This window comes from Candidatus Benthicola sp. (assembly GCF_058719085.1).
The window spans coordinates 1-9456 of the sequence record NZ_JBZQEK010000013.1 but is presented as its reverse complement, the minus strand read 5'-3'; the positions used below and the strand labels follow the sequence as shown (position 1 = coordinate 9456).

Here is a 9456-nt window from a genome sequence, read left to right as displayed (position 1 = left end):
TCAGCTCCTGGTAGCCCGCGATCTCCACCGACGACCACGACTGCTCCAGCCCCGGATTGTTCCGCTCCGCCAGACGCAACGCCTGCTCCAGCGTCACCTGCCGCGCCGCCTCCTGCCCCCGCAACCCCGACGCCAACGCCACCGACGCGAGGAAGAACGCGATGCTCGGCGTCCGTACACGTGCCCGCATGATTTCGATTCCCGTTCCGTGTTCGATCATTCCCCGCGGAAGGCTCCAGCCGGCCCCTCCCGGTTTCGACCCTGAATCTGACGATGCCCGGCCGGCCGAGGTTTCACCGTCAGGAGGCAGACGGGGCGGCGAGACGGCTGAAGAGATACGTGTGCAGCGCCAGGAGGCCCTGATGCAATCCGGCTCGTCGCTCCAGGGCCTCGTCCTCCGGCACGCCGGCCGTGGCGAGCGTCACGAAGGCCTGCTCGTACCGGACGAGCTCTCCGACGAGCTCCGCGATCGGATCCAGATCGGTGGCGCGCACGCCCTCGTGCGCCAGCAGATCCTGAATCAGACGGGCCGCGACGACGTCCGCCTCATCGAACTCGCGGGCATCCGCCGGTCCGGGGCGACCGGGAAGCAGCCCGGCATCGTGCCACGAGCGCGCGGTAGAGAGGCTGATGCCCGCATCGCGGGCGACCTCCGAAAGCGATCGCTCGCCCTTCGCGATCCGCGCTCCGGACCCGCCGCCCACCTGCCCTGGAAGCCGCTGCAGCGCGGCGGCCACGGCCGGTTCCACGCCGCGATCGACCCGCTCGAGAACCTGCCGGACCTCGTCGATCGAAAGGGGTCCGAGCTCGTCGCCCCTCAAAGAGCGAATCAGCTTCAGGCGCCGCACGTGCTCTTCACCGTACACGGCCGCGTTGGGCGCCGTCTTGGTCGCCGGCGGCAGCAGGCCCTCACGCTGATAGTGGTGAATCGCCGTCCTCGGCACACCGGATCGAGTCACCAGCTCCTTCATTCGCACGACGTGCCTCCGCGGAGAGGGTGCGACGACTATTACAGTGTATATGGTGACACTATATACTATGTGTGCGGATCACGAGCAGACAAGGGCTTAGCCGGTCAGGCCAACCGGCGTGAGGAGGCGGGAGGGCTTCCAGGGTCAGACGAACCAGGCATCCACATCCTGGGCCGCGGTGTCATCGACGGGGCTGGTTTCCAGCCGCGTGCCGGCCATGGCCAGGGCCGCGAAGCCCGCCGTAATCGCCAGCAACAAGAGGGAGCTGCCGAGTCTCATGGTCCACCTTCCTGCGAACTCGATCCACCGGGATTCCAGGGGGATGAGGGCAAGAAGGGTGCTCGCGAGGGCAGGGCCTCGTACCGGTATGTCGAAAATACACTTAGCGAAACGAACGACGCTCGACCTTCGGTGGGATTGTGGACGATCAGCCACAGTCAGTGGGGAAATGCGACCCGCTCCGGTGTACCGTCCGCCCGCAGATGGACCGAACCCACGGCCCGTCCCGAAACGGTGAGCGCATCGAGGCGCACGGAGTCCGCGCGACTCTGGATGCGTACCCGGATCGAGTCTTCGGGCGATATCGTGTCGATCACGACCCGGCCGGCGCCCGCATCCGCTTCCACCACGATCGCCGAACCCATCCCGTTCACCAGCCACACGGGCGTCGTCACGGTTGTTGTCCGGACAACGGAGTCGGTGCCGAGTTCGAAGACGGCGAACGGATCTTCCTCGTTTCCAACCACATCCGTGCTGGGACCGGCACTCGAGTCGAGGGAAGACGACGACTCGACCCCGGGCGGAACCGGGGCATTCGTTGTGTCAGCACCCATCAGCTCGCTCGAGTCGTCCCCGGCAGCCCGGCAGCCCGCGCCACCGAGCAGCACCAGCAGGGCGAGCGCCGCACCGAGCCCGATGGGATCCCGCCGTCGGCTCGCCGATCGCCTCCCGCGCCGCATCCTCACGGTTCGAGGACCAGCTTGCCGAACACCCGGCCCGCTTCGAGCTCCTCGTGTGCCCGGCGGATCTCCGCCAGCGGCAGCGTCTGGTCGATCACGGGCTGGAGAGCCCCCGAAACCACGTGCCCCATCACCTCCTCGAACTCCTCGCGCGTCGCCATGGTGGAACCGGAGACGCGGATCTGCTTCCAGAACATGTGCCGGATCTCGACCTTCCCCGCCGGTCCGGTGGTAGCCCCATAGGTCACCAGGCGGCCGAGTCGTGCAAGGCTCCTGAGGCACGGCCCCCAGCTCGCCTCGCCGACGCTGTCGAGCACCAGGTCCACGCCCCGACCGTTGGTTCGCTCCTTCACCGCCTCGGCGAAGTCCTCCTCCAGCCGGTCGTACACGACTTCGGCTCCAAGCTCTCGTACCCGCTCGACGTTGGCGGGACCGCTCGTGACCGCGTGAACGCGCGCTCCTAACAGATGGGCGATCTGGATGGCGGCCGTCGAGACGCCCCCGGAGGCCCCCGTGATCAGGACCGCCTCCCCCTGTTTCAGCTCCCCCCGGGTGACCAGGGCTCGCCACGCCGTCTGAAAGGCGAGGGGCGCGGCTGCCGCCACGCGAAAATCGAGCGCCTCGGGAATCCGGTACAGGTTTCGGGATGCGACCCGGACGCGCTCCGCCGTCCCGCCTGCCACGTGCTCGCCGAGGATACCGAAGCGAACGCAGAGCGGGTGCTCTCCCCGGGCGCACCACTCGCACTCCCCACACCACAGGGACGGGTTGAGTGCCACCCGGTCCCCGACCGACCAGCCCTCCACCCCCGGTCCGACCTCCTCGATCAACCCGGCGACGTCCGAGCCACCGATGTGCGGGAGCTCGAGCTCGAGACCCGGCAGCCCCCTGCGGACCCACAGGTCGAGGTGGTTCAGGGCCACCGCCCGGACGGCCACCACGACCGTCCCCGCGGCGGCCACCGGCTCCGGCGCCTCTCCCGTCTCCATGACTTCCGGTCCGCCGTGCCGGCGGAAGAACGCGGCAAACATCCGTTCACTCCTCGCAATGGCAGGGTGCGGGGCGGCGTACCCGCGCCCCGGCGGGGCTCTCACCTCCCGGCCCGAGGCCGAAACTACGGATCCGCACACGGTCCGAACACCTCCCGACCGGGGCCACGGCACTTCGCTCATGCCGCGCAACATGCGGAACGGCCGCGCCGCGATGCGGTAGAAGCCACTTGAAACTGGTTCTCAACCAGCTTACTTTGAGGGCGAGTCCGAACAGGGATTCATGAAGGGACCGACGGGCCGGACGGGGCAGAAAGTGCGCTCCCGCCGGCCCGTACGATTCGGCACAGGCGACACGGCATTGGAGCAGAAGGCGAATGGCTGAATATCTGCTGGAGATCCAGGACCTTCACGCGAGGGTCGAGGGAGAAGACGAGAACATTCTTCGCGGGGTGGATCTGGCGGTCCGCCACGGCGAGATGCACGCGCTCATGGGGCCCAACGGTTCGGGGAAGAGCACGCTGGCGAAGGTCATCGCGGGCCATCCCGGCTACGAGGTCACCGGGGGAGACGTGCTTCTGGAGGGCGAGAGCGTTCTGGAGATGGAGCCGGATGAGCGAAGCCTCGCCGGCCTCTTCCTCGCCTTCCAGTACCCGGTGGAGATTCCGGGCGTCTCGATCTCGAACTTCCTGCGTACCGCGATGAGCGCACGCCTCGGGGAGGACGAGGAGATGGACGTCTTCGCTTTCCAGAAGCGCCTCATGGAGAAGCTGGAGATGCTCAAGGTGGACCCGGCGTTCGCCGCCCGCTACGTGAACGACGGATTCTCCGGCGGCGAGAAGAAGCGGAACGAGATCCTCCAGCTCGCCATGCTCGAGCCGCGCATGGCGGTGATGGACGAGACCGACAGCGGTCTGGACATCGATGCCCTGCGGATCGTGTCCGATGGCGTGAACACGATCCGCGACGCGCACGGCTCCATGGGCGTCCTGCTGATCACGCACTACAAGCGGATCCTCAACTACCTTCAGCCGGACCACGTACACGTGATGCTGAAGGGGCAGATCGCCCATACGGGCGGCCCCGAGCTCGCCGATCGGCTGGAGGAGATGGGATACGACTGGCTCCACGAGCCGGAGACCGCGACCGTCTGAGACGGACGTTCGGTAGAGCACCGGGCGACGGAACGTCCGCCGCCCGAACGAAGAGTGTCTGAAGCGGGGATTCGAGGATATGCCGCAGAACGAAGCCATCAAGGAACTGGGGCTCGACGAGTACAAGTACCACTTCCTTACGGAGGAGAAGCCGGTCTTCAAGTCCCAGAAGGGACTGAGCGAGGAGGTGGTGCGACAGATTTCCGCCCACAAGGAGGAGCCCGAGTGGATGCTCGAGTTCCGCCTCAAGGCTCTCGAGATCTTCTATTCGAAGCCGATGCCGGACTGGGGCGGGGACCTCGAGAGCCTCAACCTGGACGACATCTACTACTATCTGAAGCCGCAGGACCGCATGGAGCGGTCGTGGGACGATGTGCCCGAGGAGATCAAGGAGACGTTCGAGCGCCTCGGCATCCCGGAGGCGGAGCGAAAGATCCTCGCGGGCGTGGGGGCCCAGTTCGAATCCGAGATGGTGTATCACTCCCTCAAGGAGGAGTGGACCGAGCAGGGCATCATCTTCGAGTCGATCGAGGACGGTCTGAAGCTCTACCCGGAGATCTTCAGGGAGTACTTCGCCACCGTCATTCCGCCGCACGACAACAAGTTCTCGGCGCTGAACTCGGCCGTGTGGTCTGGTGGCTCCTTCGTGTACATCCCGAAGGGGGTGAAGGTGGACATCCCCCTGCAGGCCTACTTCCGGGTCAACGCCGAGCAGATGGGGCAGTTCGAGCGCACCCTCATCATCTGCGAGGATGATGCGCAGGCCCACTACATCGAGGGCTGCACGGCGCCGACCTATTCGACGGACTCGTTCCACTCGGGCGTGATCGAGATCATCGTCAAGCCGGGCGCGCGCTTCCGTTACACGACGATTCAGAACTGGTCGCACAACATGTACAACCTCGTGACCCAGCGGGCGCTGGTTCAGGAGAACGCGCACATGGAGTGGGTGGACGGGAACCTGGGCTCGAAGCTGACCATGAAGTACCCGTCCTGCTATCTGGTGGGCGAGGGCGCGCACGGAGAGATCCTCTCGATCGCCTACGCCGGCGATGGTCAGCACCAGGACACCGGCGGCAAGGTGGTCCACGCGGCGCCGCGCACGACGTCGCAGATCACCTCGAAGTCGATTTCCAAGGGAACGGGCCGGTCGTCCTATCGAGGACTGTGCAAGGTCTACGAGGGCGCGGTCGGCGCGAAGTCGAACGTGGAGTGCGACGCGCTCCTGCTCGACGAGACCTCGCGCACGGATACGTACCCGTATATCGAGATCGACGAGAACCTGTCGACGATCGGACACGAGGCGTCCGTCTCGAAGGTGGGGGAGGAACAGCTCTTCTACCTGATGAGTCGCGGCCTCTCGGAGGAGGAGGCCATGACCATGGTCGTCCGTGGATTCATCGAGCCGATCGCGAAGGAACTGCCGCTCGAGTACGCGATCGAGCTGAACCGGCTTATCGAGCTCGAGATGGAGGGAAGCGTCGGCTGAGGCCGGACGTTTCCAGGAACTGGACAACGATCGCAAGCACATAGATGGACGCGCCTCGATGAGCGGAAGGCGGTCCGGGCAAGGAGAACGAAGTTGGCCGAAGGGACGATCACCAGCGACATGAGCGTGGACACCGAATCCTCCGCGAGAGCGCCGATCGCACGCGGGCTGGCCAGTTACGTGCGGGCGGTGCACGAGCCCTCTCTGCTGTCGGAGCTGAGGCGGACGGCGTGGAAGACGTACGTCGAGACGCCGATGCCCACCCGGAAGAGCGAGGAGTGGCGTTACACGGACCTCTCGAAGCTCGATCCCGAAGCGTTCGCCCCGGTGACATGCGAGGGCGAGCGGCTCCCGGTCGAGCAGCTTCCGGCTCCCGTGCAGGCGGCCATGGCCACTGACCGGGACCGGGCGGGTGTGATGGTGCGTCACAACGGCTGCCTGGAGCACCTCCGACTGGACCCGGCCCTCGAGAGCCGGGGAGTGGTGTACGCTCCGCTCGAGGAGGTGGCCGACGAGCACCCGGAGCTGCTCGAGCGCTTCCTGTTTCGCAGCGACGTGTCGCCGATGGAGGAGAAGCTGTGGGCGCTGCACGGCGCGCTGCTGTCGGGGGGCTACTTCCTGTACGTACCCGAGGGCGTGACGGTCGAGCACCCGGTTCACGCCTTCCGGTATCTGGACGAAGAGGGCGGGCTGGTGTCGACGCACTCGCTCATCGTCGCCGAGGCGGGTGCGAGCGTGACCTGCATCGACGAGTACGTGTCGCCCGACCTGGAAGAGGACTCCCTCAGCCTGAACGGAGTCGAGATCTTCGGCGCCGAGGGGGCCACGGTCAGCTACCTGGCCGTCCAGCAGTACGGACGGGGCGTCCGACACTTCACCATGCAGCATTCGAACACCGGCCAGGATGCGACCCTGGTCGGCTTCAACGTCACCCTGGGCGCCGACCTGGCCCGGGCGGACGTGACGAGCCACCTGGAGGGAAGGGGTGCTCGCGCCGAGATGCTGGCGCTGTGGTTCGGTGACCGGGAGCAGCACTTCGACCATCACACGCTGCAGCATCACGAGGCCCCGAGCGCCTACAGCGACCTGCTGTACAAGGGCGCCCTGACGGCCCGCTCCAACAGCGTGTTCCGTGGGCTGATCAAGGTCGCCGAGGGTTCGCAGCTCACCGACGCGTACCAGACGAACCGGAACCTCCTGCTCAGCCCGGATGCGAGCGCCGTCACCCTTCCGAACCTGGAGATCGGTGCGGACGACGTGCGCTGCTCGCATGGCGCCACCGTCGGCCAGGTGGATGACGGGATGCTGTTCTACCTCATGAGCCGGGGCCTGAACCGGGAACAGGCCGAGCGCCTGCTCGTGTTCGGGTTCTTCGACGAGGTGCTCGAGCGGGTGCCCGGCGACGGGGTTCGATCCCGGATCCGGGACGCGATCGAGCGCAAGATCCAGGGCCGATGAGCGAATTCCAGACGGTGGCCCGGCTCGACGACGTTCCCCCGGATTCGCTGCATCCGGTGGAGCTGGATGGCGAGAAGATCGTTCTCGCGCGAGTCGGCGATCGCGTCTTCGCCTTGCACGACGAGTGCACGCACGAGGAATTTCCCCTCTCGTCGGGCGAGCTCGTGGGCGAGCAGGTCACCTGCGTGCTACACGGGGCCCGCTTCGATCTGGCGACCGGAACGCCTCGGGCCCTGCCCGCGGTTCGTCCGGTGAGAACGTATGAGGCCCGCGTGGAAGGCCAGGAGATCCAGGTCCGGGTCGGCTGACGCTCCCGTCGACCCCGCGGAGCCCGGAAAGGGCCAGGGGCGCACCCATGGAGACACCCGAGTCCACCTCGGCCGTCGCGTCCGACTCCCCGCTGGACGTCGAGCGGATTCGCTCCGACTTCCCCATTCTCGGCCGGAGGGTGCACGGGCACCCTCTGGTGTACCTCGACAACGCCGCCACGTCGCAGCAGCCCTATCCGGTCATCGAAGCGGTGGATGCGTATAGCCGCGAGAACCACGCCAACGTGCATCGCGGGGCCCACGAGCTGAGCATCCGTGCGACCGAGGCGTACGAGGACGCTCGCGCCGTGGTCGCCGAGCACATCGGCGCGGTCGCGCCGGCCGAGGTGATCTTCGTGCGGGGCACCACGGAGGCCATCAACCTCGTCACCTGGACGTGGGGCGCGGCACACGTGGCCGAAGGCGACGAGATCCTCCTCACCAAGATGGAGCACCACTCCAACCTGGTTCCGTGGCAGATTCTGGCCGGGCGCGCCGGGGCGACCGTCCGCTACGTGGACGTGAACCCCGACGGCACGCTGGCCATGGAGGACTACGACCGGCTCCTGTCGCGCCGCACCCGCCTGGTCGGCGTCACGCACGTCTCGAACACGCTCGGCGTCGTCAATCCCGTCGCCGAGATCGCTCGAAAAGCGCACGAGGCGGGGGCCCTGTGCATGGTCGACGGAGCCCAGGCCGCCCCCCACCTCCCGGTGGATGTCCAGGAAATAGGGTGCGACTTCTATGCCTTCAGTGGACACAAGATGCTCGGCCCCACGGGGATCGGGGCGCTGTGGGGTCGGCGCGAGCTGCTGGAGCACATGCCGCCCTGGCAGGGCGGCGGAGAAATGATCTCCGAGGTTCACCTCGATCGCTTCGCCCCGGCCGCGGTACCGCACAAGTTCGAGGCCGGGACACCCAACATCTCGGGGGCGATCGGGCTCGCCGAGGCGATCCGCTACCTGCGTCGGGTCGGACTCGATCGCATCCACGCCTGGGAAGCGGAGCTGACGGAGTACGCGATCGAACGCCTGTCCGCCATCGAAGATCTCGAGATCTTCGGGCCTCGCGAGAACCGGCTCGGTGTCCTGTCGTTCCGGTATGCCGACATCCACGCGCACGACCTGGCGACGATCCTGGATCAGCGCGGCGTGGCGATCCGGGCCGGGCATCACTGCAACCAGCCCCTGATGGAGCACCTGGGAGTGGCTGCGACGGCGCGGGCCAGTCTCTACCTTTACAATACGCGCCGGGAGATCGACACTCTCGTGGAGGCCCTCGGAATGGCGGGTACCCTGTTCGGAGTCGCATGAGGCACGGAAGCACGGAAGGCAACGGAGGCGAGGGCCTCGAGCTCACCTCGCTGCAGGATCTCTACCAGCAGGTCATCCTCGACCACTACCGCCGGCCGCGAAACAAGGGCCCGCTCGAGGATGCGACGCACACCCTCACCCTGAACAATCCGCTGTGCGGCGACGTCATCGACCTGATGCTGAAGATGAAGGGCGACCGTATCGAGAGCGTCCACTTCGAGGGCAAAGGCTGCTCGATCAGTCAGGCGTCCGCGTCGATGATGAGCGGCGTGCTCGAGGGGTTGACGGTCGAGGAGGCGATGCGCGTGATGGGGATCTTCACCCGGATGCTCAAGGGCGACGCGACAGCCGCCGCCAACCCGGACCTCGGCGACCTCCGGGCCCTGGCCGGGGTCTCCAGGTTTCCGGTTCGAGTGAAATGCGCCCTCCTGGCATGGAACTGCCTCGAAGACCTGATCGGGCCCGAGAGCGCGCGCCCGTGACCGCCCTGCATGCCTGACCGTCTCACCGGCCGCGTGCTGCAGTTCACCGCCGGTGTGTACCGGGTTCACACACCCGCCGGCATTCTCGAGTGCTCGCTCCGTGGAAGGGCCAAGAAGGAAGCGCGCGAGCCGGTGGCCATCGGCGACCTCGTCTCCATTGAGCGTCTCGACGATGGCAGCTGCAGAATCGAGGAGGTGCTTCCGCGGAGCAGCCGGCTCTCGAGGCACTCGATGGCCCGACGGAGAGAGCAGGTGCTGGCCGCTAACGTGGACCAGGTGGCCACCGTGCTCTCCGCCGCGCGCCCGGACCCTGACGTTCGCCTGCTCGACCGC

The 9456-nt window shown here is 66.9% G+C and carries 11 protein-coding genes and 1 pseudogene; 7 read left to right on the top strand and 5 right to left on the bottom strand.

The features are described 5' to 3' along the window. From AC36XV_RS01365 to AC36XV_RS01345, 5 genes are all read right to left on the bottom strand, one after another. The coding region (locus AC36XV_RS01365) for a hypothetical protein (protein ID WP_492201885.1) at positions 1-220 on the bottom strand (220 nt) is incomplete at its 3' end. Positions 221-299: 79 nt separating this feature from the next. Next, on the bottom strand, positions 300-971 hold the full coding sequence (locus AC36XV_RS01360; protein WP_492201886.1) for a MerR family transcriptional regulator: 672 nt from the start codon (positions 969-971) through the stop codon (positions 300-302). 144 nt (positions 972-1115) lie between these two features. Continuing rightward, positions 1116-1250: a hypothetical protein gene (locus tag AC36XV_RS01355; protein ID WP_492201884.1), complete on the bottom strand. Its 135-nt coding sequence runs from the start codon at positions 1248-1250 to the stop codon at positions 1116-1118. 158 nt (positions 1251-1408) lie between these two features. Continuing rightward, the gene (locus tag AC36XV_RS01350) at positions 1409-1930 is read right to left on the bottom strand and encodes a hypothetical protein (RefSeq protein ID WP_492201883.1); all 522 of its coding nucleotides are present in this window, start codon (positions 1928-1930) and stop codon (positions 1409-1411) included. Positions 1931-1932: 2 nt separating this feature from the next. Beyond that, the gene (locus tag AC36XV_RS01345) at positions 1933-2961 is read right to left on the bottom strand and encodes a zinc-binding dehydrogenase (RefSeq protein ID WP_492201882.1); all 1029 of its coding nucleotides are present in this window, start codon (positions 2959-2961) and stop codon (positions 1933-1935) included. A gap of 335 nt (positions 2962-3296) precedes the next feature. On the opposite strand from AC36XV_RS01345, the gene sufC reads away from it, so the two are divergent. The 7 genes and pseudogenes from sufC to AC36XV_RS01310 form a co-directional block, all read left to right on the top strand. Beyond that, entirely contained in the window at positions 3297-4073 is a 777-nt protein-coding gene (sufC, locus tag AC36XV_RS01340; RefSeq protein ID WP_492201881.1) for a Fe-S cluster assembly ATPase SufC, read from the top strand. A gap of 79 nt (positions 4074-4152) precedes the next feature. After that, on the top strand, positions 4153-5562 hold the full coding sequence (gene sufB, locus AC36XV_RS01335; protein ID WP_492201880.1) for a Fe-S cluster assembly protein SufB: 1410 nt from the start codon (positions 4153-4155) through the stop codon (positions 5560-5562). A 93-nt stretch (positions 5563-5655) separates the two neighbouring features. Then, the gene (gene sufD / locus AC36XV_RS01330; RefSeq protein WP_492201879.1) at positions 5656-7020 is read left to right on the top strand and encodes a Fe-S cluster assembly protein SufD; all 1365 of its coding nucleotides are present in this window, start codon (positions 5656-5658) and stop codon (positions 7018-7020) included. Further along, entirely contained in the window at positions 7017-7328 is a 312-nt protein-coding gene (locus AC36XV_RS01325) for a Rieske (2Fe-2S) protein (protein ID WP_492201878.1), read from the top strand. The genes sufD and AC36XV_RS01325 overlap by 4 nt, the downstream gene beginning before the upstream one ends. A gap of 47 nt (positions 7329-7375) precedes the next feature. Further along, a complete protein-coding gene (locus tag AC36XV_RS01320) occupies positions 7376-8641 on the top strand; it encodes a cysteine desulfurase (RefSeq protein ID WP_492201877.1) in 1266 nt (421 codons plus the stop codon). Beyond that, the gene (gene sufU, locus AC36XV_RS01315; protein ID WP_492201876.1) at positions 8638-9123 is read left to right on the top strand and encodes a Fe-S cluster assembly sulfur transfer protein SufU; all 486 of its coding nucleotides are present in this window, start codon (positions 8638-8640) and stop codon (positions 9121-9123) included. Before AC36XV_RS01320 ends, sufU begins: the two co-directional genes overlap by 4 nt. A 9-nt stretch (positions 9124-9132) precedes the next feature. Next, a pseudogene (locus AC36XV_RS01310) lies at positions 9133-9456 on the top strand (ribosome small subunit-dependent GTPase A); the annotation flags it as partial.

Bases quoted from the DNA above. Each gene is read 5' to 3' on its own strand.
- AC36XV_RS01360 (WP_492201886.1), bottom strand. From the start codon at position 971: ATGAAGGAGCTGGTGACTCGATCCGGTGTGCCGAGGACGGCGATTCAC.
- AC36XV_RS01355 (WP_492201884.1), bottom strand. From the start codon at position 1,250: ATGAGACTCGGCAGCTCCCTCTTGTTGCTGGCGATTACGGCGGGCTTC.
- AC36XV_RS01350 (WP_492201883.1), bottom strand. From the start codon at position 1,930: ATGCGGCGCGGGAGGCGATCGGCGAGCCGACGGCGGGATCCCATCGGG.
- AC36XV_RS01345 (WP_492201882.1), bottom strand. From the start codon at position 2,961: ATGTTTGCCGCGTTCTTCCGCCGGCACGGCGGACCGGAAGTCATGGAG.
- sufC (WP_492201881.1), top strand. From the start codon at position 3,297: ATGGCTGAATATCTGCTGGAGATCCAGGACCTTCACGCGAGGGTCGAG.
- sufB (WP_492201880.1), top strand. From the start codon at position 4,153: ATGCCGCAGAACGAAGCCATCAAGGAACTGGGGCTCGACGAGTACAAG.
- AC36XV_RS01325 (WP_492201878.1), top strand. From the start codon at position 7,017: ATGAGCGAATTCCAGACGGTGGCCCGGCTCGACGACGTTCCCCCGGAT.
- AC36XV_RS01320 (WP_492201877.1), top strand. From the start codon at position 7,376: ATGGAGACACCCGAGTCCACCTCGGCCGTCGCGTCCGACTCCCCGCTG.
- sufU (WP_492201876.1), top strand. From the start codon at position 8,638: ATGAGGCACGGAAGCACGGAAGGCAACGGAGGCGAGGGCCTCGAGCTC.